Annotated in this window: 20 protein-coding genes; 10 read left to right on the forward strand and 10 right to left on the reverse strand. The window is 71.2% G+C overall.

The window, feature by feature from the left end; all coding sequences use genetic code 11:
- Positions 1-80: 80 nt before the first annotated feature.
- The 5 genes from gcvT (at position 81) to O1G21_RS14375 (ending at position 5,565) form a co-directional block, all read left to right on the forward strand.
- Entirely contained in the window at positions 81-1,202 is a 1,122-nt protein-coding gene (gene gcvT / locus O1G21_RS14355) for a glycine cleavage system aminomethyltransferase GcvT (RefSeq protein ID WP_270143888.1), read from the forward strand.
- A 100-nt stretch (positions 1,203-1,302) separates the two neighbouring features.
- A complete protein-coding gene (gene gcvH, locus O1G21_RS14360) occupies positions 1,303-1,680 on the forward strand; it encodes a glycine cleavage system protein GcvH (protein WP_270143890.1) in 378 nt (125 codons plus the stop codon).
- Positions 1,681-1,763: 83 nt separating this feature from the next.
- The gene (gene glyA, locus O1G21_RS14365) at positions 1,764-3,044 is read left to right on the forward strand and encodes a serine hydroxymethyltransferase (protein WP_270143892.1); all 1,281 of its coding nucleotides are present in this window, start codon (positions 1,764-1,766) and stop codon (positions 3,042-3,044) included.
- Positions 3,045-3,194: 150 nt separating this feature from the next.
- The gene (locus tag O1G21_RS14370) at positions 3,195-4,562 is read left to right on the forward strand and encodes an L-serine ammonia-lyase (RefSeq protein ID WP_270143894.1); all 1,368 of its coding nucleotides are present in this window, start codon (positions 3,195-3,197) and stop codon (positions 4,560-4,562) included.
- A 223-nt stretch (positions 4,563-4,785) separates the two neighbouring features.
- Positions 4,786-5,565: a hypothetical protein gene (locus tag O1G21_RS14375; protein ID WP_270143896.1), complete on the forward strand. Its 780-nt coding sequence runs from the start codon at positions 4,786-4,788 to the stop codon at positions 5,563-5,565.
- Between the two features lie 26 nt (positions 5,566-5,591).
- Here O1G21_RS14375 and O1G21_RS14380 read toward each other — a convergent pair whose 3' ends face one another.
- Positions 5,592-7,160, reverse strand: a complete 1,569-nt coding sequence (locus O1G21_RS14380) for an MDR family MFS transporter (RefSeq protein WP_270143898.1) — start codon at positions 7,158-7,160, stop codon at positions 5,592-5,594.
- 97 nt (positions 7,161-7,257) lie between these two features.
- Between O1G21_RS14380 and O1G21_RS14385 the strand changes: the two genes are divergently transcribed.
- Positions 7,258-8,064 (forward strand): TetR/AcrR family transcriptional regulator, encoded by an 807-nt coding sequence (locus tag O1G21_RS14385; protein ID WP_270143900.1) that lies wholly within the window; start codon positions 7,258-7,260, stop codon positions 8,062-8,064.
- 7 nt (positions 8,065-8,071) lie between these two features.
- Here O1G21_RS14385 and O1G21_RS14390 read toward each other — a convergent pair whose 3' ends face one another.
- The 5 genes from O1G21_RS14390 to O1G21_RS14410 form a co-directional block, all read right to left on the reverse strand.
- The gene (locus O1G21_RS14390; RefSeq protein ID WP_270143902.1) at positions 8,072-8,521 is read right to left on the reverse strand and encodes a nuclear transport factor 2 family protein; all 450 of its coding nucleotides are present in this window, start codon (positions 8,519-8,521) and stop codon (positions 8,072-8,074) included.
- Between the two features lie 170 nt (positions 8,522-8,691).
- Positions 8,692-10,602: a 2OG-Fe(II) oxygenase gene (locus O1G21_RS14395; RefSeq protein WP_270143904.1), complete on the reverse strand. Its 1,911-nt coding sequence runs from the start codon at positions 10,600-10,602 to the stop codon at positions 8,692-8,694.
- Positions 10,599-11,507: a leucine-rich repeat domain-containing protein gene (locus O1G21_RS14400; protein WP_270143906.1), complete on the reverse strand. Its 909-nt coding sequence runs from the start codon at positions 11,505-11,507 to the stop codon at positions 10,599-10,601. The genes O1G21_RS14395 and O1G21_RS14400 overlap by 4 nt, the downstream gene beginning before the upstream one ends.
- 91 nt (positions 11,508-11,598) lie before the next feature.
- Positions 11,599-12,528, reverse strand: a complete 930-nt coding sequence (locus tag O1G21_RS14405) for a DMT family transporter (protein ID WP_270143908.1) — start codon at positions 12,526-12,528, stop codon at positions 11,599-11,601.
- Positions 12,529-12,770: 242 nt separating this feature from the next.
- Positions 12,771-13,205: an ATP-binding protein gene (locus tag O1G21_RS14410; RefSeq protein WP_270143910.1), complete on the reverse strand. Its 435-nt coding sequence runs from the start codon at positions 13,203-13,205 to the stop codon at positions 12,771-12,773.
- A 163-nt stretch (positions 13,206-13,368) separates the two neighbouring features.
- On the opposite strand from O1G21_RS14410, the gene O1G21_RS14415 reads away from it, so the two are divergent.
- The 3 genes from O1G21_RS14415 to O1G21_RS14425 all read left to right on the forward strand — a co-directional run bounded on the left by O1G21_RS14415 (position 13,369) and on the right by O1G21_RS14425 (position 15,422).
- The gene (locus O1G21_RS14415; protein WP_270143911.1) at positions 13,369-14,181 is read left to right on the forward strand and encodes a helix-turn-helix domain-containing protein; all 813 of its coding nucleotides are present in this window, start codon (positions 13,369-13,371) and stop codon (positions 14,179-14,181) included.
- Positions 14,178-14,366, forward strand: coding sequence for a DUF397 domain-containing protein (locus O1G21_RS14420; protein WP_270143913.1), 189 nt, complete (start codon positions 14,178-14,180; stop codon positions 14,364-14,366). The genes O1G21_RS14415 and O1G21_RS14420 overlap by 4 nt, the downstream gene beginning before the upstream one ends.
- A 210-nt stretch (positions 14,367-14,576) precedes the next feature.
- Positions 14,577-15,422: a hypothetical protein gene (locus O1G21_RS14425; RefSeq protein ID WP_270143915.1), complete on the forward strand. Its 846-nt coding sequence runs from the start codon at positions 14,577-14,579 to the stop codon at positions 15,420-15,422.
- A 266-nt stretch (positions 15,423-15,688) separates the two neighbouring features.
- On the opposite strand, the gene O1G21_RS14430 is transcribed toward O1G21_RS14425, so the two are convergent.
- From O1G21_RS14430 to O1G21_RS14445, 4 genes are all read right to left on the reverse strand, one after another.
- Entirely contained in the window at positions 15,689-16,195 is a 507-nt protein-coding gene (locus tag O1G21_RS14430) for an ATP-binding protein (protein WP_270143917.1), read from the reverse strand.
- Positions 16,196-16,395: 200 nt separating this feature from the next.
- The gene (locus O1G21_RS14435; RefSeq protein WP_270143919.1) at positions 16,396-17,622 is read right to left on the reverse strand and encodes a L,D-transpeptidase; all 1,227 of its coding nucleotides are present in this window, start codon (positions 17,620-17,622) and stop codon (positions 16,396-16,398) included.
- Between the two features lie 184 nt (positions 17,623-17,806).
- Positions 17,807-19,060 (reverse strand): L,D-transpeptidase, encoded by a 1,254-nt coding sequence (locus O1G21_RS14440; protein ID WP_270143921.1) that lies wholly within the window; start codon positions 19,058-19,060, stop codon positions 17,807-17,809.
- Positions 19,061-19,233: 173 nt separating this feature from the next.
- Entirely contained in the window at positions 19,234-20,298 is a 1,065-nt protein-coding gene (locus O1G21_RS14445) for a L,D-transpeptidase (protein ID WP_270143923.1), read from the reverse strand.
- Positions 20,299-21,064: 766 nt separating this feature from the next.
- Here O1G21_RS14445 and O1G21_RS14450 point away from each other — a divergent pair.
- Positions 21,065-22,273, forward strand: a complete 1,209-nt coding sequence (locus O1G21_RS14450; protein ID WP_270139889.1) for an IS110 family RNA-guided transposase — start codon at positions 21,065-21,067, stop codon at positions 22,271-22,273.
- Positions 22,274-22,376 lie beyond the last annotated feature (103 nt).

The following is a 22,376-nucleotide window of genomic DNA, read 5'->3' on the forward strand; positions in this document are numbered from 1 at the left end:
CCCGCGCGCAGGGTCGGTCCCGAGCGGGTCCGGTTCCGGCGCGCGCACCCCTGAGTGCCCCGACCGAGGAGTTCCTGGCCATGTCGTCCCTCCGCCTCACCGCGCTCGACGCGCTGCACCGCGCCCTCGGCGCGACCATGACCGACTTCGCCGGCTGGGACATGCCGCTGCGCTACGGCAGCGAGCGCGAGGAGCACCTCGCCGTCCGCACCAAGGCCGGCCTGTTCGACCTCTCGCACATGGGCGAGATCACCGTCACCGGCCCGCAGGCCGGCGAGATGCTGGACCACGCGCTGGTCGGCTTCGTCTCCGCGCTCGGCGTGCTGCGCGCCCGCTACACCATGATCTGCGCCGAGGACGGCGGCATCCTGGACGACCTGATCGTCTACCGCCTGCGCGAGGACGCCTTCCTGGTGGTCGCCAACGCCTCCAACGCCCAACTGGTGCTGGACGAGCTGATCGCCCGTGCCAAGGGCTTCGACGCCGTCGTCACCGACGACCGCGACACCTACGCGCTGATCGCCGTCCAGGGCCCGGAGGCCACCGGCATCCTGGCGGAGACCACCGACGCCGACCTGCCCGGCCTGAAGTACTACGCGATCCTCCCGGCCAAGGTGGCCGGCAAGGACGTGCTGCTGGCCCGCACCGGCTACACCGGCGAGGACGGCTTCGAGATCTTCTGCCACCCGGTCGACGCCGAGCCGATCTGGCAGGCGCTGACCGCCGCCGGCGAGGGCCACGGCCTGGTCCCGTGCGGCCTGTCCTGCCGCGACACGCTGCGCCTGGAGGCGGGCATGCCGCTGTACGGGCACGAGCTGTCCACCGACCTGACCCCGTTCGACGCCGGCCTGGGCCGGGTCGTCCGCTTCGACAAGACCACCAACGAGGGCGCCTTCGTCGGCCGCAAGGCGCTGGAGCAGGCCGCCGCCGCGGCCGAGAGCAACCCGCCGAAGGTGCTGGTCGGCCTGGTCTCCGAGGGCAAGCGCGTGCCGCGCGCCGAGTACACGGTGGTCTCCACCGACGGCGCCCCGATCGGCCGGATCACCTCGGGCGCGCCGTCCCCGACCCTGGGCAAGCCGATCGCGATGGCCTACGTGGACGCGGCCCACGCCGCGCCCGGCACCACCGTCGCGGTGGACGTGCGCGGCAAGCACGAGCCCGTTCAGGTCGTCGCGCTGCCGTTCTACAAGCGCGCCCGCTGAGGCCGTCGCAGCCCCCTCGATTTCCCATACACGCACGTCGGAGCCGTCCGTGCGGCGGCCCGCTGCGTCGTACCCGCTTCCCATCCTGGAGAATGACGCCATGAGCAACCCCCAGCACCTGCAGTACACCAAGGAGCACGAGTGGCTGACCGCCGCCGTGGACGGCATTTCCACGGTCGGCATCACCAAGCACGCCGCCGATGCCCTCGGTGACATCGTCTACGTGCAGCTGCCCGAGGTCGGCGACACCGTGACCGCCGGCGAGACCTGCGGCGAGCTGGAGTCGACCAAGTCGGTCAGCGACCTGTACTCCCCGGTGACCGGCGAGGTCACCGAGGTCAACCAGGACGTCCTGGACGACAACGGCCTGGTCAACAGCGCCCCCTTCGAGGCCGGCTGGCTGTTCAAGGTCCGGGTCGAGTCGACCGACGAGCTGCTCAGCGCCGACGAGTACGACGCGCTCACCCACGCCGGCTGACCAGCCCGGCACCGGGCGGGCCGCGCGCACGCCGGCCCGCCCCCACCGTCCCTCAGCTCTCCTCCTCCCGGGAAGACCCCACCATGACGGTTCTCAACCAGTCCCTGCACGCCCTCGACCCGGAGATCGCCGCCGCGGTCGACGCCGAGCTGCACCGCCAGCAGACCACCCTGGAGATGATCGCCTCCGAGAACTTCGCCCCGGTGGCGGTCATGGAGGCCCAGGGCTCGGTGCTCACCAACAAGTACGCCGAGGGCTACCCCGGCCGCCGCTACTACGGCGGTTGCGAGCACGTCGACGTGGTCGAGCAGATCGCGATCGACCGCATCAAGGCCCTGTTCGGCGCCGAGCACGCCAACGTCCAGCCGCACTCCGGCGCGCAGGCCAACGCCGCCGCGATGTTCGCGCTGATCCAGCCGGGCGACACCATCCTGGGCCTGAACCTGGCCCACGGCGGTCACCTGACCCACGGCATGAAGATCAACTTCTCCGGCAAGCTCTACAACGTGGTCGCGTACCACGTCGACGAGAAGACCGGCCAGGTCGACATGGCCGAGGTCGAGCGCCTGGCCAAGGAGCACCAGCCGAAGCTGATCATCGCCGGCTGGTCCGCCTACCCGCGCCAGCTGGACTTCGCCGAGTTCCGCCGGGTCGCCGACGAGGTCGGCGCGCTGCTCATGGTGGACATGGCGCACTTCGCCGGCCTGGTGGCGGCGGGCCTGCACCCGAACCCGGTGCCGTACGCGGACGTGGTCACCACCACCACCCACAAGACCCTGGGCGGCCCGCGCGGTGGCGTCATCCTGTCCAAGGCCGAGTACGCCAAGAAGATCAACTCCGCGGTCTTCCCCGGCCAGCAGGGCGGCCCGCTGGAGCACGTGATCGCGGGCAAGGCCGTCGCCTTCAAGGTCGCCGCCTCGGAGGAGTTCAAGGAGCGCCAGCAGCGCACCCTCGAGGGCGCCCGGATCCTCGCCGAGCGCCTGCTGCAGGCCGACGTCGCCGAGGCCGGCGCCTCCGTGCTGTCCGGCGGCACCGACGTCCACCTGGTCCTGGTCGACCTGCGCAACAGCCAGCTCGACGGCCAGCAGGCCGAGGACCGGCTGCACGAGGTCGGCATCACCGTCAACCGCAACGCCATCCCGAACGACCCGCGCCCGCCGATGGTCACCTCCGGCCTGCGCATCGGCACCCCGGCCCTGGCCACCCGCGGCTTCCAGGCCGAGGACTTCCGCGAGGTCGCCGACATCATCGCCGAGGCGCTCAAGCCCGCCTTCGACGAGACCGTCGCCGCCGCCCTGAAGGCCCGGGTCACCGCCCTGGCCGAGAAGTACCCGCTCTACCCCAACCTGGCCGGCCAGGAGTGATCCCGTTCGGGATGAGGTGACCGGCCTCACCCCGCCGGTGCACCTGGGACCCCGGGGCACCGCGCACACTGGACAGTGCGCGCGGTGCCCCGTCCCGTGTCATCCCCCTGCCCGCAAGTCCTTCCACGAGACCAGACAAGGACGTCCCCCGTGGCCATCAGCGTCTTCGACCTCTTCTCCATCGGCATCGGCCCGTCGAGCTCCCACACCGTCGGCCCGATGCGCGCGGCCCGGATGTTCGCCCGCCGGCTGCGCTCCGAAGGCCTGCTGGACCGGGTCACCGGTGTGCGCGCCGAGCTGTACGGCTCACTGGGCGCCACCGGCCACGGCCACGGCACCCCGAAGGCCGTCCTGCTGGGCCTGGAGAACAACTCGCCCCGCACCGTCGACGTCGACCAGGCGGACAAGGACGTCGAGCGGATCATCGCCGAGAAGCGGCTCAGCCTGCTCGGCGAGCACCCCGTCGACTTCGACCCCGACACCCAGCTGATCCTGCACCGGCGCCGCTCGCTGCCGTACCACGCCAACGGCATGACCCTCTGGGCGTACGCGGCGGACGGCTCGACGCTGCTGGAGAAGACCTACTACTCGGTCGGCGGCGGCTTCGTCGTGGACGAGGACGCGATCGGCGCGGACCGGGTCAAGCCCGACGACACCGCGCTGCGCTACCCCTTCCGCACCGGCGAGGAGCTGCTGCGGCTCACCCGGGAGACCGGGCTGTCGATCTCCGGCCTGATGCTGGAGAACGAGAAGGCCTGGCGCAGCGAGGAGGAGATCCGGACCGGGCTGCTGGAGATCTGGTCCGTGATGCAGGAGTGCGTGCGGGCCGGCATGACCCGCGAGGGGATCCTGCCGGGCGGGCTGAAGGTCCGCCGCCGGGCCGCCGCGGCGGCGCGTGCGCTGCGCGCCGAGGGGATCGGCCCGGCCAACGCGATGGAGTGGGTGACCCTCTACGCGATGGCGGTCAACGAGGAGAACGCCTCCGGGCGCCGGGTGGTCACCGCGCCCACCAACGGCGCGGCCGGGATCATCCCCGCCACCCTGCACTACTACCTGAACTTCATCCCGGGCGCCGACGACGACGGCATCGTCCGCTTCCTGCTCGCGGCCGGCGCCATCGGCATGCTCTTCAAGGAGAACGCCTCCATCTCCGGCGCCGAGGTCGGCTGCCAGGGCGAGGTCGGCTCCGCCTGCTCGATGGCCGCGGGCGGCCTCGCCGAGGTCCTCGGCGGCACCCCCGAGCAGGTCGAGAACGCCGCCGAGATCGGCATCGAGCACAACCTCGGCCTCACCTGCGACCCGGTCGGCGGCCTGGTCCAGATCCCCTGCATCGAGCGCAACGGCATGGCGTCGGTGAAGGCCGTCACCGCGGCCCGGATGGCGCTGCGCGGCGACGGGCGCCACCACGTCTCGCTGGACAAGGCGATCAAGACGATGAAGGAGACCGGGGCCGACATGAAGATCAAGTACAAGGAGACCTCGCGCGGCGGCCTCGCCGTGAACGTCATCGAGTGCTGATCGTCGCGCACTGACCGCGGCGGTCCGATGGCCGGGCCCCGGGGTGGAGCCTCCCGCTCCACCCTGGGGCTTGTGCGTTTCCACTGGCCGACGAGGCGTCACCGGCGCCATAATCCGGTCGAGTTGGCCACCCGGGCCACGCCAGAGGGGGAGGCGGATGTCGTTCCAACCGCCGGAGCCGTACCGACCGCAGGCGGGGCAGCCGCCCGTACCACCGCCGCCCGTGCCACCGCCGCTGGCACCGCCGCTGCTCGGGCCCCGGCCGCCGTACGGCCCGCCGCCGCAACGGCCGTCGGCGCGGCCGCGGTCCCGGCGGGTGCTGGTCGCGGTGGTCGCCGGGGCGCTGGCCGGCCTGCTCGCGGGCGGCGGGTGGTACCTGCTGAACCGGGACGGCGGGCGCGACCGGCCGGTCACCGCGGCCTCCGGCCCGGCCTCACCGACGGTGTCGGAGTCGGCGTCGCCCGCCCCGACCGGGACCTCCGTCTCCGTCGCCCCGGCTCCCCCGGACACGCCCGTCCCCAGCCTCACCCCGACGCCCACATCCACGCCCGCCGGGCCGCACCTGACACCGGTCCAGGACCCGAGCGGCTTCACCCTGCTCGTCCCCGACGGCTGGCAGCGCCGCACGCAGGACAGCGCGGTGTTCTACGACTCGCCCGACGGCGCCAGTCTGATCGAGGTGTGGGCGGTGGGCGCCGGCTCCCCGTACCAGCAGGCCGCCGACACGGACGGCGAGCTGGCCCGCAATGCGACCCGGTTCCCGAACTACCACCGCATCCGGCTGGAACAGGCCGCCGACGGCTCCGCCGAGCTGGAGTACGCCTACGACCACGCCACGTCCGGCTCCGGCGTGCGCCACGCGATCGACCACATCCTGGTCGGGCCGGACGGCTCCTCCTGGGCCGTGCTGGTGGCGGGCCCGGAGCAGAGCTGGCCCACCCCGCTGCACGACCTGCTGCAGTCGGAGCTCGCCTCCTTCTGCCTCGCCGGCCACTGCCCCTGACGCCCGGGCCTCGAGCCTCGGGCCTGCTAGGGCCGCACCGCCGCTTCCTCCACCGGCACGTCGGCCGCGCGCGGCTCGGGGTGCGAGCTCCGGCCCTGGCTCGCGCCCGCGCCCGGTCGGGCCAGGCAGGCGACCGCCGTCGCCACCCCCGCCAGGACGATGCCGCCGGCCACCGTGCCGTGCAGCCCGCTGGTGACGGCCGCCCCGACGGCGTCCCGGACGGCCGACGGCAGCCCCGCCAGCGAGGCCGGGGTGAGCCCGCCACCGCCGGTCAGCCGGGCGGCCTCGGCCGGGTTCAGTCGCGCCCCCAGGGAGGCGGTCAGCCGCGCCGTGTAGACCGCGCCGAGGGCGGCCATCCCGAGCGAGCCGCCGATGCTGCGCAGCAGGGTCACCACGCCCATGGCCGCGCCCATGTCCTGGCGCGGCACCGCGCCCATCGAGGTCAGCATGGTGCTCTGCATCAGCAGTCCGATGCCGACCCCGGCGACCGCGGTGAGCCCGGAGGCCAGCGCCACCGGGGTGTCCGTCCCCAGCAGCAGCAGGAGCGCGGACCCGGCCAGGGCCAGCGCCCCGCCCAGCAGCGGGTAGCGCCGCTCGCCGCCGGGCCGGCCCATCAGCCGGGCGGTGATCAGCTGGGTGCCCATCATGCCGAGCATCAGCGGCAGCAGGAGCAGCCCGCCGGTGGTCGGCGACGCACCCTGGACGAGCTGGAGGTACTGCGGCAGGTAGCCGATCAGGGCGAGCATGACCGCGCCGGTGAGGAAGCCCAGCACCTGGGACACCGTGAAGTTGCGGTCGCGGAAGAGCGCGGGCGGGATCAGAGGTCCGGGGGCGCGCAGTTCGGTCCGGACGAAGAGGGCCAGCGCGGCGATCGCGACCGCTCCCGTCCCGAGGATCAGCGGCGAGGTCCAGGCGTACGTCGTCCCGCCCCAGCTGCTGACCAGGGTGAGTCCGAGGATGCCGGCGGTGAGCAGGGCGACCCCGGCCCGGTCGAAGGGGGCGCGGGCCCGTTCGGCCTTCGGCAGCCGCACCGCCGCGCCGACCGCGAGCAGGGCGAACACACCGACCGGCAGGTTGACGTAGAAGGCCCAGCGCCAGCTGAGCCGGTCGGTGAGGAAGCCGCCGAGCAGCGGTCCGCCCACGAAGGCGATCGGCATCAGCACCCCGATCACCGACTGCACCCGACCCCGGTCGGAGGCGGGCACCAGCACCCCGATCACCGAGAGCGCGCCGACCATCAACCCGCCCGCGCCGATCCCCTGCAACGCCCGGAAGGCGATCAACTCGCCCATGTTCTGTGAGAGTCCGGACAGCATCGAGCCGACCAGGAACACCGCGACCGCCCACTGGTACGCACCCTTGCGCCCGTACAGGTCGCCGAGCCGCCCCCACAGCGGGGTGGCGGCGGCGGAGGTCAGCAAGTAGGCGGTGACCGCCCAGGCGAGGTGTTCCAGTCCGCCGAGGTCGCCGACGATGGTCGGCAGCGCGGTGCCGATGATCTGGCCGTCGAGGGCCGAGAGGAAGATGCCGAGCATCAGCCCGAGCACGCCGAGCAGTGGCGGCTTGGGGCGGTCGTCGATCGGTTCCGTGGACATGGATGGTCCCCCTCCGGGACGGTGTGTACGCCGTATCGATGACGTACAACGTACACATAAGCGCGTACGCCGTCCACTACGGATATACGCCGTACACATGAGTGGTACGGTGGAGATCACCAGCCGGAAGGAGCTCGCCCTCATGCCCGCTCAGCAGGGCCCCGCCGGGGACGCCCGCGCCGGAGCCGACGACCGCGACAGGTCGCAGGTCTCACTCTGGGAGCGGCTCGACCGCCCCTCCCCCGCGCCGCGCACCACCCTGACCCCGCACCGGATCGCCGAGGCCGCGGTCGCCATCGCCGACACCGAGGGCCTGGACGCCGTCACCATGCGCCGCCTGGCCACCGCCCTCGGCGTAGCCCCGATGGCCGCCTACCGGTACGTGTCCGGCAAGGACGAACTCATCGAGCTGATGGTCGACTTCGTGTACGGCGGGCTCCCCCTGGACACCCCCGCCGACGGCTGGCGCGAAACCATGCACGCCCTCGCCGTCCACCTGCGCGCGATGAGCCTGGCCCACCCCTGGATCACTCGGGCGGCCACCCCGTTCTCCCTCAGCCCCAACCAACTCGCCGTCCCAGAACGGGCGTTCGCCGCCCTCGCCGGCCACGGCCTGGACCCCGACACCACCATGGCGATCTTCCGCACGGTCGCCATCTACGTCCACGGCTCGTCCGCCACCGAGGTCGCCCTCCAGGACCTGCGCCGCGCCCGCGGCTGGTCCGACGGCGACGAGACCCGCGCGGCCCTCGCCCCCCGGATGTCCTACCTGATGGGCACCGGCCGCTACCCCGCCTACCTGCAGTACCTGCAACAGGCCACCCGCAAGGACGACCCCGACTGGCACTTCGCGACCGGCCTCGACTGCGTCCTCGACGGCATCGCCACCCACTTCGGCATCTGAGCCGCCCCTACGCCTCCAGGCGGGCGGCGACGGCGGAAAGGCGGCCCATGGCGCGGGCCACCCCCAGGCCGTCCATGTAGTCGCGGACGTGCACCAGTTGACCGCCCCGGGCCCGCATCACCAGCAGGCCCGGGAAGGCGAACTCCTTGCCCGTGGAGGCGACCCGGCCGATCACCAACTGCTCCACGGTGAGCACCTCGGGGTCGGCGCCCGGGTGGACCGCGACCTCCCGGATCTCCTGCGGCCGGGCCTCACTCGCCCCCCAGGCCGCCCGGTACCCGGCCCGCACCTCCTCCCGCCCCCGGTACCGCTCGGGCATCCCCGGGAACAGGAACGGGAACTCGTGCACCCCGTCCTCGGCGTACAACTCGGCCAGTGCGTCCGCGTCCAGGTCGAGCATCGCCCGCCGGTAACGGGCGAGCAGTTCCAACGGGCTGGGCACGACGGAATCGGGCATGGCTGAACCCCCTTGGCAACGAGCGGGTACACCAGGATCCCTCCGGCGATCGCCCGGCCCCCGCGAATCACTCGGTCGCCCCACCCTACCCACCGCCGCATTCCTCCGCCGCTACGGGAAAGCTCGTGGCCGACGCGGCGCTCTGAGCTTCGGGCGAGCGACGAGCCGGCTCAGTCCTCGCCCTCGAACTCCTCCTCGTACTCGGCGAAGATCTCGGCCAGCTCCTCGTCCACTTCGGCGCTTTCGGCCGTCCAGAAGGCCGACTCCCGGTCGGAGGCAAGCGAGCGGTCGACGGCGGCCACCCAGGGCCAGGGGGAGTCGTCGTCGTGCATCCCCCGCTGGACCATGGGGACGTGGACGCTCGCCTGCCGGTGCCGCACCATCCAGGAGTTGCGGAAGAAGTCGAACTGGAGGTGGTAGCAGCCGTCCGCCTCGTGGAAGAGGATCGGCGGGACGAGGAAGTGCGCGACGCCGACGGTGGCCGCGACGTCGATGTAGTTCTGCGGGCTGCCGCCGGCGTTCCAGCAGGCGGCGAAGTTCACGGGTGCGAGCGACTTCTCGCCGAGGACGTGAATGGTGTTCCCCTCGATCAGGAACCGGTCCGGGTCGAGGAGCACGTCCTCGCCGAGCATCACGATCGGCGCCGGCATGATGTGCGCCATGGCGAAGTTCTGGGCCCGGGTGTAGAGATCGAGGATTTCGGGGTCGCGCGTGGAGTCGAACGTCTCCATGGTGTGGAACGGACAGCACCCGGACGGCTCCGTCTCCTCCGGCGCGGGGAAGAGCAGGGACTTGTCGATCGGCGCGACGGCAGACTCGGCGCGCCTGTCCCGGAGGAAGGCCGGGATCCAGTCGGTGCCGTCGGCCTCGATCACCTCCGGCCCGCAGAGGGTGCGGAACGCGGCGTCGCCGATCCTGCAGTTGAAGTAGTCGAGCAGCGCGATCGCGGCGCACTCGGCGAGCGAGAGGGTGTCGGTCTTCGCGAACCAGAAGTCGTAGCCGTTCGCGACGAAGTGCACGCCGCGGAACTGCTTGTGGACGAAGGGCTCGCGCTCGGCTCCGGCCGCGAGGCCGTTCCAGTGCGCGGTGGCGACCTGGTTGTAGTAGGTGTCGGCGTGGCGGGCGAGTTCGGGGGCGAAGACGCTCTCGCCGGTCCAGTAGCAGGCCTTGCTGAACAGAGCGGCGATCTCCGGGTCGTGGGTGAACCCGGGCTCGGTGAAGACGAGTTCGCTGCGCAGGAAGACCTTGCGGCCGTCGAGGTAGGGCGCGCCCTCGTGCTCGTACCGCTGGTCGAAGACCACGCAGGTGAAGGGTTCGATCTCGGTCAGTGCGGCGCCCCCGGCGAGGTCGAGGGCGGGCGCCGCCGAGCCACCGGTGAGGTAGATCAGGACGGTGTAGCGGGAGACGTGCTTGCGTTCGGCGTCGTAGTAGGGCGTGTCGTGGTGGCGGTGGAAATTGCGGTCCCCGGGCTCGAAACGGTTGCACCGGAACACGGGGTTCACGTGCGAGAAGCCCTCGCGCAGCTCCGGTGGCGCGGCCCTGCCGACCGCCGCGGTGAGGGCGTCGGCGAGCAGGGCCGAGTGGAAGATGAAGCGTTCGCCGCCGCGCGAACCGGAGTTGAGCGGCGGGACGTACAGGTTCAGCCCGTCGAGGCGTTCCAGGCGGGCGCGGGCGGCGGCCGGTAGCCGCAGCGAGAACGAGTACGCACCGGCGGCGAGTTCGACCGGCTCGACGAGCTCGAACTCCAACGGGGTGTCCGTGAACAGGCGGTCGAGCGGGACGATGTTCTCGAACGTGCGGAACGACAGCTCGCGCGGATCGACGAAGACGGCGGCCAGGTACGGCGCCTCCTCGCTGGGCCGGGCGAACAGGTCGCGCACGCCGGCGTCGATCCGCTCGGCGTCCACGAAGCGCACTGCCTTGTGGCGGACGGTCGGGTGCCAGGAGATTGCGAGCCCGTCGAGCGTAGTGGTGGGCTCGGTGTCCGTCGCGTCGACCTGGGCACGGTAGTGGGCGACCTCGTCGGCCGGGGCGTGACCGGTCGACAGAGCAAAGAAGCGGTCGCGGAGCTCGGCGCTCACACACTCCTCCAGAGGCTGCGCAGGGCGGACGGGAGTTGGGGGGCACGTGCGAGCGCCGTCGCGCCTGCGTCGGAGACGTCGCTGCGGTAGAGGAACAGCCGGGCGAGCGAGCCGACGAAGGGCGTCGCGAGCAGGGCGTCGGCCCCGTCCGGGCCGATCGTGTTGTAGCGGAGGTCGAGTTCGACGAGCCGTTCGAGGCGGTGCAGCGAGCGGACGCCCTCGGCCGTCAGCGCGTTGCACTGGAGGTGCAGGCGGCGGAGCCCGTCGAAGCGCGCGGTCGCCGCGAGGGCCGCGAGTCCGGCGTCCCCGACGCCGCAGTACCGCAGGTCGAGCGTGTCGATCAGGTGGCCGCCGGCGGAGGCCGCGAGGTCCTTGGCGCCGGCCTCGCCGAGGGGCAGGTAGGACAGGTCCAGCTCGGTGAGGCGCCCGAGGTCGAGCGACGCGAGGGCACTGACGTCGACGGGCCGGAGGAGGGGGAAGTCGTCCGGCTCGTAGTCCTCCAGTTCGAAGTCCTCGTCGTCCTCGTCCTCGTCGACGGGGTCGGGCGGTCCGATCCGCAGCGCGGTCACGAAGGGGCTGCGGAGGACCTGCTCGATCAGCGCGGGCGCCTCGTCGGACCAGGTGACGCCGGCCTTGGTGACGAGGCCGTACCGGTGGGCCAGGATGGTCGCACCGGACGGCAGCTCCGCATCCCAGGACGGCCGGTGCTCGTCCATGAGGGCGGTGATCTCGTTCGTCAGGGTCTCGCGATCGGCGGGGCGGGCGCGCATCCGTCGCTGTTCGAGACGGATGAGCGTGCCCCGGGCGTCGCCCCGGGCGAGGAGCCGGTCAGCGTAGTGAAGCCATAAGGCGTGGTCGTCGGGATTCTCCCGCAGCGACTGTTCGATGGCGGCAACAGCTTCCATGCGGTGGAACATATCTGACGCCGAGTCACTCGAACAAGTTTTCGATAGAAGGGGTGCCCGGTCCGCCTTCCGGCGCAGCGGCGACGATCGCCTACCGCCGGCCGGGGAGGGTCAGGAACGCCAGGCCGCCGGCGAGGACCGCGAGGCCGCACCAGGAGACGGCCGGGAGGCGCTCGCCGAGGGCCGCGACGCCGAGGACGGCGGCGACGGCGGGTTCGGCGAGGGTCAGGGTGGTGGCGGTCTGGGCCGGGGTGTGTCGCAGGCCGTGGCCGAAGAGCCGGTAGGCGAGGAAGGTGGTGATCACCCCGAGGTGCAGCACGACGCCCGCGCCGCGCACCGAGAGCAGCCAGCCGACCGGGCCCAGCGCCAGCACGGGCAGCACCAGCACCGCCGCCCCGCCGAACATCGCGCCCATCACCCCGCCGGACGGATGCCCGGCCGCGATCAGCCGCCCGGCGATCAGCGAGTACACCGCGTACGAGAGCCCGGAGAGCGCCGCCAGCAGCACCCCGAAGAGGTCCGCCGCCCCGCCCCCACCGGCGAGTTGGGGCCCGAGCACCAGCACCCCGCAGCCGAGCACGGCCAGCGCCGTGGCCCCGGCCCACCGCCCGCTCGGCCGCCCCTGCCGGGCGAGCCACCCGAGCAGCCCGGTGAACACCGGCGCGCTCCCCAGCGCGATCACGGTCGCCACCGCGACCCCGGTGCGGGTCACCGCCGGGTAGAAGGTGACCGGGTACCCCACCACGGCCACCGCCCCGACGGCCAGCAGCCACCGCTCACGGGCCCCACACACCCGGGGCAGCGACCACGCGGCGCGGTCGGTGAGGAACAGCAGCAACCCGCCGAGCACCAGCGCGGCGGCCCCGATCCCCGCCGCCGGGGCACCTGCGGGCGCCAGCGAACTGGCCGTCCCGGTGGTGCCCCACAGCAGCGCGGAGGCCAGGATCGGCACCGGCCCGTCGAGAGGACGGGTACGGCGGGCGGCGGCAGGGGTCAGCCGGGCGCGCTCAGGCGCGGACAAACGATTCGGCACAGTCGTGAACTTCCGTCGTCGAAGACCATCAGAGGAACTGGTTTCGAAACGGGCGCACGCCACAGGACCCCCTGAGCGGGGGCCTTGGGATCAAACCACCGACTGCGTGCGCCCGATCAGGCGCTGAGCGGTGGCAGTGCGACGTGCCAGTACGAGTTCACGAGCCCGATGCTACCCGGCCCGCGCAGGAAGTCGACGGGCCCGACTTCCTGCGCAGGTGGTGGGGGGGATCAGTCGTGCGGGTTGGCCGGGGTGGGAAGGGCGAGTTCGCACCAGGCGGTCTTGCCGATGTAGCCCTCGCCGCGCGGGTGGGCGCCCCAGGAGGTGGCGAGGGCCGCGACGAGTTCGAGGCCCCGGCCGGACTCGTCGTCGGGGGTGGCGTGGCGCAGCGTCGGGAGTTCGGGATTCGCGTCGGACACCTCGATGCGGAGCAGGGAGGAGGTGGGGAGGAGGACCCGAACTCCGATCATCCGGTCACGCGGGGAGCGGGCGTGGCGGCAGGCGTTGGTGACGAGTTCACTGAGCAGGATCAGCGCGGTCTCGGCGGACTCGACGTCGATCTGCCAGTCGAAGGCCTGCCGGAGGAGCCGGATCCGGGCGCGGCTCGCACTGCGGGGGTGGCGGGGGAGCATCCACTCGACGGCATCGACGGGCTGAGTGATCATCAGAGTCCTTGAGGGGTAGGCGGGGAAAGCTTCACTCACAAGGGCCGAGTTCGGCCATTTCACCCTTCAAGGGTCGGCAGGCGGGCTTAGCCTCGGGAGTTACACCGGTGGTACGCGAGAGCTTGAACCGCCCTTTGACCAGGGCAGGAAGGGGCACGGGGCAGTGAGTACGCCGAAGCAGAACCCGATGTCGTGGAAGTACTGCGGCGACCAGGTCAAGCGGTGGCGTGAACGGGCCGGTGTGACCCGGGAGCAGCTGAGTCAGGCATCCCACTACGACATCGAGAGCGTGCGGTCGATGGAGGCGGGGAGGCGGAAGCCTTCGCTCAAGTTGCTTCAAGTGGCAGACGAGTTGTGCGATGCGAAGGGAATGATCGTGGGGGCAGCCGACTACCTGGCGCCCGAGAAGTTTTCGTCGTACTCGCGGGGATACACCGAGGCCGAGCGCGAGGCGATCGCGTTCCACGCATACTCGGCTCTGTTGATCCCAGGCCTACTACAGACCAAGGAGTACGCCCAGGAGCTGATCAGCAGGACGTACCCACCATTGGGCGACGAGGCGGTTGCAACCCGCGTATCCGGTCGCATGCAACGGCAGGAGCGACTGACGGGCTCTCCGACCGTAATGTTCGGATTCGTGATCAACGAAGCGGCTTTTCGTGCAGTCGTCGGCACCAAGGGCGTCATGAAGCGCCAACTCGACCACCTGCTGGATGTCGGCGAGCTGCGCAACATCTCGATCCAGGTGCTCCCACTCGACCGTGCGGCCTACGCAGCTCTTGATGGACCGGTGATCCTTCTGGAGACGCCGGAACACGAGCAACTCGCCTATGTCGAAGGGCAGAAGACCGGGATCCTCTACTCCGATCCAGCTCAGGTGAACACGCTCTCACAGCGCCATGGCATGATCCGCATGCAGGCTCTCAGCATCGAAGAGTCGAGAGTGTTCATCAGGAAGGTGGCGGAGGAGCTATGAACTGGTTCAAGTCCAGCTACAGCACCAGTGACGGCGGCGAGTGCATTGAGGTAGCTACTTCCGCCGCCGCCATCCACGTCCGTGACTCCAAGGACAAGGCCGGCCCGACCCTCACCTTCTCCCCCGAGGCCTGGTCCGCCTTCGTCTCGTTCGCCCCCGAAGCTCAAGCGGCACCGGTCGAGTGACCCCTTAGTGGAACGGTGAGGTAACCACCTTCCAACCACCCCTGCACGCAGCAGATATGACTTATTGTCACAACTTCTCCACGGCCGGTTCCGACGTGTAGCGTGCGCACCAACGAAACAACCCCCGCCGGTGCTCGCAACACCGAACGGGGGTCTGACCGGCACGATCGAACGAAGGTCGATCCTGTGGCTACTCACGACTCTACCGCCATGGCCGCGCCCGGATACGGCAAGCAGTCCGCCCCGGAGCAACTTCCCCGCTCCGCCACCGACTTCTCGCACCTCCCGGCGCGCGAGGCGTACATCGCCTCGCTCATCGACCACCTCCCCGACGGCGCCGCCATGGACGTCAAAACCCTCGCCGTCCTCCAGCCCCACTACGGGCAGATGGCCTGCCGCACGGTGCTCAACAACCTCTCCACCGCTGGTCATCTGCGTCGCGTCCGCGAGCGCATCAGCTCCGAGAACTGCCGGTGGGTGTTCCGCACCTACTTCTCCCGCACTCCCCGCTCCGACGCCTGGTGGACGCGATTCCTCATCTCGGGCGACACGGGCGAGGCGTCAACGCCCGCCGCACCCGATCCCCCCAAGGAGCGAACGCTCAACCGCACGCCTCCCACCTCGGCCGCGTACGCCGCCCTCGCCGGCCTCGGCCTCTCGGACGCCCGGCTCGCCCTCTCCGCCGCCGACTGCACGGCCCTGGAGCCGCTCGCCGCCGAGTGGCTGGCCCGGGGCACCACCCCGGCCCTCTTCACCGCCGTCCTCGCCGCGAACCTCCCACCGGACGGCGTCCACAGCCCGGCGGCTTTCACCCGCCACCGCCTGCTCGACAAGATGCCCCCGGAACGGCCCCACCCGGAGCCCTCCACCCGCCTCATCGAGTGCACCGACTGCCGCACCCCCTGCCGCCCGCACGCCCTCCTCGGTGGCCTCTGCCGCGCCTGCCGTGGCACCCCCACGACCCCGCCACCACCCCGCCGGCGCCTCTCCCCCGCCGCCGTCCACCGGCACGCCGCCAGCATCCGCCGCACGCTCGCCACAGCACCACGATCATGAATATTCACAGGCCACGGCGTTAACCTATGCAAATTCCAAAGGTGGAGTAGGTTACAAACCTTTCAATCCAAGACGCCCGATTTGCCCACATGCTGAGATCCATGCGATAGTCGACTCATCGAACTTCGGCGGGCCCGACCTGGCACTGCCGACGCCCATCGCGCGGCACGCACCCCCTTGGCCGGCGCGATGACTTGCAGGGGCCCCCACCGCCGACCACGGCGAGCCCGGGGGCCCTGCGCGTATCCAGGCTCGGAAAGAGCGCCTCAGTGCCGCTCGCGGATCTTCAGCTCGAACCAGACGCCCTTGCCGCGCGGCAGCAGGTCCGCACCCCACCTGTCGGCGAGGTCGTCGACGATCTTCAGCCCGCGCCCACGCTCGTTCACCGGCTTCGGCTCGGCGAGGATCATGCAGGGCAGCGCGCGCGAGGAGTCGCGCACCTCGATCCGCAGCCACCCCGGCTTGCGGCTGACGTGGAGCCCGATGGTGCGCCCGGCGGCGTGCCGCACCGCGTTGGAGACCAGCTCGCTGGTGAGCAACTCCCCCGGCTCCAGGAGCTGGTGGAGCCCCCAGGACGACAGGACGTCCAGCACCAGCCGACGGGCCACCGAGACCGACGCCGGTCGGGACGGCAGCCGCGCCTCGTTCGGCGCGGACTGGTCGCACAGCCTGCCGGAGTACATCTCCTGCAGCTCCTCGGAGCTGAGCCGCTCCAGCGCCGAGAGCGCACCCTGGACGTCGATCCACGACGCCTCCGCGACCACGTCGGCCACGGGAACCGATGACTGATCTGTTTCGCCCCAACCCGCCATGCGGACCATCATTGCGGAACGCAAGCAGGCGCGTACGGACAATGAGCAAACGATCTCCCCCGAATCGGCATATGCCCGGAGCAAGAAGCCATCGGAAAGCCGTCAACCCGGGCTGACCGAAGTCAAGCCCGGGTTGACGTCCAACCGCGCCTACCTGGCGATTACCACTTGCTCCACGGCACGTTCCAGCCGCTCAGCCCGTTCGCCGGGTCGAGCGTCTCCTTCTTGACCGAGTTCTTCACGATCACCACGTCCCCGACCATCGAGTCGGCGTAGAACTTGCCCATCGTGGTGGAGTCGCCGCCGCCCTTGACGTCGCGCAGGCCCACGCAGCCGTGGCTGACGTTGTCCTCGCCGAAGGCGTCGCTCCAGTAGTTGCCGTGCACGTACGTCCCGCTGGTGGTCAGCCGCATCGAGTGCGGGACCTGCAGGTCGTACGGCGCGCCGGTCATGCCGGGCAGGGTGCTGGACTGCATCCGCACCGTGCCCTCCTTGGACATGACCACCATCGTGCCGTTCCAGGTGGGGTGTTCGTCCGAGCCGGAGGTGATGTCGATGTCGCTCGACGCCCCGTTCTCGGCCACCGTCATCTTGTGCGCGGCGGCGTCAACCGTCGAAACCTTGGATCGCCCGATCGTGAAGGGCTCGTCCCGGTCGGTGCCGTACACCCCGGGGGCGATCTCCACGCTCTTGAGCCGGTAGTGCACCGTCACCTTGGTGCCCGGCTTCCAGTACTCCTCCGGGCGGAAGTCCAGCCGGCGGTCGTCGAACCAGTGGCCCTTGACCACCGTGCCGTTGTCGGTCTCGAAGGTGATGCCCTTCGCGACCGCGTCCTTGTTGGCGACGTCCTTGCTGAAGTCCACCGAGACGATCATGCCGACGCCGTACGTGGCGTTGTCGTCCACGTTGTCGGAGGCCTTGGCGAGCGCCGCCGGGGTCAGCGTGGTGAAGCTGCTGTCCGCCGTGGCGACCACGCCGTTGGCGTCCGCGGCCATCGCGCTGACCTGGTAGGCGGTGCCCACCGCGAGCCCGGCGGACGGGGTCCAGCTGGAGCCGTCCGCGGCGATCGTGCCGGGGACCTCCTTGCCGGTCTTGTCGCTCACCTTGACGGTGGTGAGCTTGCCGCCCGTCGCCCCGATCTTGAGCGTCCCCGGCGCCACGTCCACCGCGCCGTTCTTCGGCTCGATGCTCACCGCGGCCTGCGACACCTTCGGCGCCGAACCCGCCGATCCGGCCGTCGCCGACGAGGAGGCGGCCGCGCCGGCCCCCAGATCGGCCTTGGCGGCACCGCTCCCGCTGCCGCCGCCGCTGCCACCGCCACAAGCGGCCGTCAGCGCCATCGCCCCGCCGACCAGACCGACGGCCACCACCCTGCGTATCGACCTCAACGCCGATTCCCTCCCTTGCTCCCCACGGCCACGACGGACCCGATCCATAGATGTGCCAGGCCACCGGAAAGGTTGCGCCATTCGAGGGAATTCCTGCCCCGAAAACGGGATTCCTGCCCCGAAAAGCGGGCGGCCCGACCCCAACGAGTGAGGTCCGGGCCGCACGCTGACAAACCTCCCGGGCCTACCAGTTGGCCCAGGACACGTTCCAGCCGCCCAGCCCGTTGGAGGGCGAGACGGTCTTCTCCTTGGTGTTCACGATCTTCACGACGTCGCCGACCATCGAGTCGTTGTAGAACTTGCCCGCGACCGAGCTGTCGCTGCCGCCCTTCACGTCCTGCATCGAGATGCAACCGTGGCTGCCGTTGGACTTGCCGAAGGGGTTGGACCAGTAGTTGCCGTGCAGGAAGGTGCCGGAGGTGGTCAGCCGCATCGCGTGCGGCACGTCCTGGATGTCGTACTCGCCGCCGAGACCGACGGTCTGCGAGTTCATCCGGGTGACCTTCTCCTTGTCCATGATCACCATCGTCCCGCCCCAGGACGGCGTGGCGTCCGCGCCCAGGGTGACCGGCAGGGTGGTGCTCCTGCCGTCCCGCTCGACGGTCATCTGGTGCGTCTTGGCGTCCGCGGTGGAGATCATCGAGCGGCCGATGGTGAACGGCTCGTCCTTGTCCACGTCGCCGTAGACGCCCGGCGCGACCTCGACGCTCTTCAGCCGGTACTTGATGGTCACCTTGGTGCCCGGCTTCCAGTAGTCCTCCGGACGGAAGTCCACCCGGCGACTGTCGAACCAGTGGCCCTTGACCGTGGTGCCGTTGTTGGTCTCGAAGGTGATGCCCTTGAGGACGGCGTCCTTGTTCTTGACGTCCTTGTTGAAGTTCACCGAGACGATCATGCCGACGCCGTAGGTGGCGCCGTCGGCGATGTTGTCGTTGGTGGAGACCTTCTTCTCCGGCGTCAGCGTGGTGAACGAGGTGGTCGACGCGGCCACCAGCCCCGCGTCGTCCTTGGCCTGCGCGTTCACCTTGTACACCATGCCGACGGCGAGCGCCGCCGCGGGCTTCCAGCCGCTGCCGTCCGGGGTGATCGCACCCTCGACCGGCTTGCCGTTCTTGTCGGTCACCTCGACCGTGGTCAGCTTGCCGTTGGAGACGGACACCTGCAGGGCGTTCGGCGCGACGTCCTGGGCGCCGTCCTTCGGCGAGACCGCGAGCACCGCCGCCGAGGCCTTCGGCGCCGCCGCGTTGCCCGCGGGGGCGGCCGTCCCGTTCGCGTCCGCCGACGCCGTGGCGGCGGCGTCACCCGAGGTCCCGCCCTTGTCGTCGTTACACGCCGCGGTGAGCAGCAGCACCCCGCCCATGACCAGCGCCATCGCACCCCTGCGCCGGTAACGGCTGGTGGTCCGTATCGCTGCTCCGACCGTCTTCCCCGTCTTCACGGAATCTCCCCTCCCGGTATCCACTCACTTGACGCGTTGAGCGCCCCCGTGAGTTGCACGGGGTGCCGAAGTTTCACGCCGGACCCCGACGCGCCGGAGCAGGATAGCTGGGCCGTCCGGGTGAAACCTCGGAGGAGGTGGGTGGAGCGGCGGTGAACCGCCGGTGAAGAGGTCTAGCCGACGGCCGCCCACTGCTCCCACGGCACGTTCCAGTCCCCCAGCCCGTTCGACGGCGCCGCGACGTCCCCGGCGGAGGCCCGCACCTCCACCACGTCCCCCGGGATGGTGTGCTCGAACAGCCAGCCCGCCGGGGTGTCCTTGCTCGCGCCGCCCTCGGCGTCCGCCAGGCCGATGCAGCCGTGGCTGGTGTTGGCGGTGCCGAACACCGCCGGGTCGGCCCAGTAGTTGCCGTGCAGGAAGGTGCCGGAGTCGGTCAGCCGCATCGCGTGCGGGACGTCCTTGATGTCGTACTCGTCGCCCATGCCGACGGTCTGCGAGTTCATCCGGGTCAGCTTGTACTTCTCCGACACCACCATCACCCCCCGGTAGGTGGCGTGGTCGGGGCTGCCGCCGGAGACCTTGAGCACCCGGACCACCTTGCCGCCCTGCCCGGCCCGAACGGTCAACACATGGGCATCCAGGTCGACGGTGGACACCTGCGCCCGCCCGACGGTGAAGTGCAGGTCCCGGTTCTGGGTGCCGACCGCGCCCGGCGCACCCTGCAGGTCCTTGAGCCGCAACGCCACCGTCACCTTGGTGCCGGCCGCCCAGTACCGCTGCGGGCGGAAGTCCAGCCGCTGGTTGCCGAACCAGTGCGCCGCCACCGGCACCGGCGGATCGGCGGTGACCTGCACGGCCCGCTCCACCGCCGCCCGGTCCGTGATCGGACGGCTCAGCCGCAGCGAGACCGGCATCCCGACCCCGACCGTGGAGCCGTCCTCCGGAGTGAAGAACGCGACGAAGGTGTGCGCCCGGGCCGCGGTCGAGAACGCCGAGTGCTGGGCCGCCCGCTGCCCCTGGTCGTCCTCGGCCACCGAGTCCAACGTGAAGGCGGTACCGAGCGGCAACGGCCCGTCCGGCGCCCACCCGGAGCCGTCCGGGCTGATCCGCCCGGGCAGCCCGACACCCTTCGCGTCGGCCAACCGGACGGACACCAACCGCCCCTGGCTGACACTCACCCGCACCGGCCCCTCCGCCGCCACGTCCTGCGCGCCGTCGGCGGGCACCGCGCTGAGCACCGCCCGCGACGGTGCCGGCGGCGGCGTGCGCGGACCGGCCCCGACCACATCATCCGCAGGCACCCCCGACGACCCGCACCCGGTGACCACGGCCGCACACCACACCGCCGCCACCACCCGCCGCGCCCACACCCCAACTCGGCGCCGCATCCCGGGGCCTCCCACTGTTCGCTTCCGACACCGGAACAACGAGGACGAACCCGACAGGGGCACGCTGAACTCCCCAGCCCCACCTCCCTGCTTTCCGGCGTGGGCGCGCGCGCCCCGCCTCGCGCGCCCACGCCCACCTCCCCCCACCCCCCACCACCACCTCGACCGGGCGAGAGGGACGCGCTGCGGGAGGGGCGGTGGAGGGGGTGGCTGCGGAAGGGGGCGTTGCGGGTGATTTTCAGACTGCCAACGGCGCCCGGCCACGCGCCCACAGAGTCGGCAGTCGGAAAATCATCCAGCCCCCGGAGCGGCCACCCCCGGAACCGCCCCGGCCACCCACCCTCCCGAGAGCCACCCCGTTACCTTCTTCGTGGCCCTGAAACGGGGCTCCTGGCCTCCGGGCCCGGTATGACTGTTGCCCCCTGTCGAAGGTATGACCTGGGGGGTGGTGTCACCGCGGCCCGGAGCACCGTATGACCGCTGATGAGAGGCCTGACCGGCACCCGGCCGAGCGCAACGCCCGGCCGCTGACGGATGCCTGGTCTGCGTAACGTGGATGCGCGCGAACGGTGCCAAAGGGCGAGGCCAGGACGATGAACGACCCTCGGGGGGTTCGGTGTTCGACACGAGTGACATCGCGGTCTTCCTCGGCCTGGACGTCGGCAAGGGCGACCACCACGGCCACGGCCTGACCGCCGCCGGCAAAACCGTGTTCGACAAGCGGCTGCCCAACAGCGAACCGAAACTGCGGGCCGTCTTCGACAAGCTCACCGCCAAGTTCGGCCGCGTCCTGGTCATCGTCGACCAGCCCGCCTCGATCGGCGCCCTGCCACTCGCCGTAGCCCGCGACGCCGGCTGCGAGGTCGCCTACCTGCCCGGCCTGGCCATGCGCCGCATCGCCGACCTCTACCCCGGCGAAGCCAAGACCGACGCCCGCGACGCCCGCGTGATCGCGGACGCCGCCCGCACCATGCCCCACACCCTGCGCGCCCTCGAACTCGCCGACGAGACCGCGGCCCAGCTCACCGTCCTGACCGGCTTCGACCAGGACCTCGCCGCCGAGGCCACCCGCACCAGCAACCGCCTGCGCGGCCTGCTCACGCAGTTCCACCCCTCCCTCGAACGCGTTCTCGGCCCGCGCCTGGACCACCCCGCCGTCACCCACCTGCTGGAACAGCACGGCTCGCCGGCCGCCCTGCGCAAGGCCGGCCGGCGAAGACTCGTGACCCTCATACGCCCCAAGGCCCCGCGCATGGCCGAGCGCCTGGTCGACGAGATCTTCGCCGCGCTCGACGAGCAGACCGTCGTCGTCCCCGGCACCACCACCCTGGACACGGTGGTGCCCTCCCTGGCCCGCTCGCTCGCCGCCGTCCACGAGCAACGACGCGCCGTCGAAGCCCAGATCGGCGAACTGCTGGAGGCCCACCCTCTTTCCAAGGTCCTGACCTCGATGCCCGGGGTCGGCGTCAGGACCGCCGCCACCCTGCTCGTCACCGTCGGCGACGGCACCAGCTTCCCCACCGCCGCCCACCTGGCCTCCTACGCCGGCCTCGCTCCGGCGACGAAGTCCTCCGGATCCTCCATCCACGGCGAACACGCCCCGCGGACCGGCAATCGGCTCCTGAAACGGGCCATGTTCCTCTCCGCGTTCGCCGCCCTCCACGACCCCGACTCCCGGGCCTACTACGACCGGCAACGAGACCGCGGCAAGACCCACACCCAGGCCCTCCTCCGCCTCGCCCGCCAACGCATCAGCGTCCTGTTCGCCATGCTCCGAGACGGCACCCTCTACGAGACCCGCACCCCCGAAGCCGTGCCCGCATGACCCGATCGACCTTGACGAAGGACATAGAGGCACCCCCCCGAACACCAAACCCCCACCCCGCCATCCGCCGGTAAGCCGCCGTTCAGCCGCTTCCTCCCCCCAC

Source organism: Kitasatospora cathayae (genome assembly GCF_027627435.1).
GTDB classification, from domain to species: domain Bacteria; phylum Actinomycetota; class Actinomycetes; order Streptomycetales; family Streptomycetaceae; genus Kitasatospora; species Kitasatospora cathayae.

Excerpts from the sequence above, each read along its gene's own strand:
- O1G21_RS14400 (WP_270143906.1), bottom strand. The coding sequence starts at position 11,507 with ATGGAAGCTGTTGCCGCCATCGAACAGTCGCTGCGGGAGAATCCCGAC.
- O1G21_RS14390 (WP_270143902.1), bottom strand. The coding sequence starts at position 8,521 with ATGCCCGATTCCGTCGTGCCCAGCCCGTTGGAACTGCTCGCCCGTTAC.
- glyA (WP_270143892.1), top strand. The coding sequence starts at position 1,764 with ATGACGGTTCTCAACCAGTCCCTGCACGCCCTCGACCCGGAGATCGCC.
- O1G21_RS14425 (WP_270143915.1), top strand. The coding sequence starts at position 14,577 with ATGGCCGCGCCCGGATACGGCAAGCAGTCCGCCCCGGAGCAACTTCCC.
- O1G21_RS14380 (WP_270143898.1), bottom strand. The coding sequence starts at position 7,160 with ATGTCCACGGAACCGATCGACGACCGCCCCAAGCCGCCACTGCTCGGC.
- O1G21_RS14385 (WP_270143900.1), top strand. The coding sequence starts at position 7,258 with ATGAGTGGTACGGTGGAGATCACCAGCCGGAAGGAGCTCGCCCTCATG.
- O1G21_RS14420 (WP_270143913.1), top strand. The coding sequence starts at position 14,178 with ATGAACTGGTTCAAGTCCAGCTACAGCACCAGTGACGGCGGCGAGTGC.
- O1G21_RS14410 (WP_270143910.1), bottom strand. The coding sequence starts at position 13,205 with ATGATCACTCAGCCCGTCGATGCCGTCGAGTGGATGCTCCCCCGCCAC.
- gcvH (WP_270143890.1), top strand. The coding sequence starts at position 1,303 with ATGAGCAACCCCCAGCACCTGCAGTACACCAAGGAGCACGAGTGGCTG.
- gcvT (WP_270143888.1), top strand. The coding sequence starts at position 81 with ATGTCGTCCCTCCGCCTCACCGCGCTCGACGCGCTGCACCGCGCCCTC.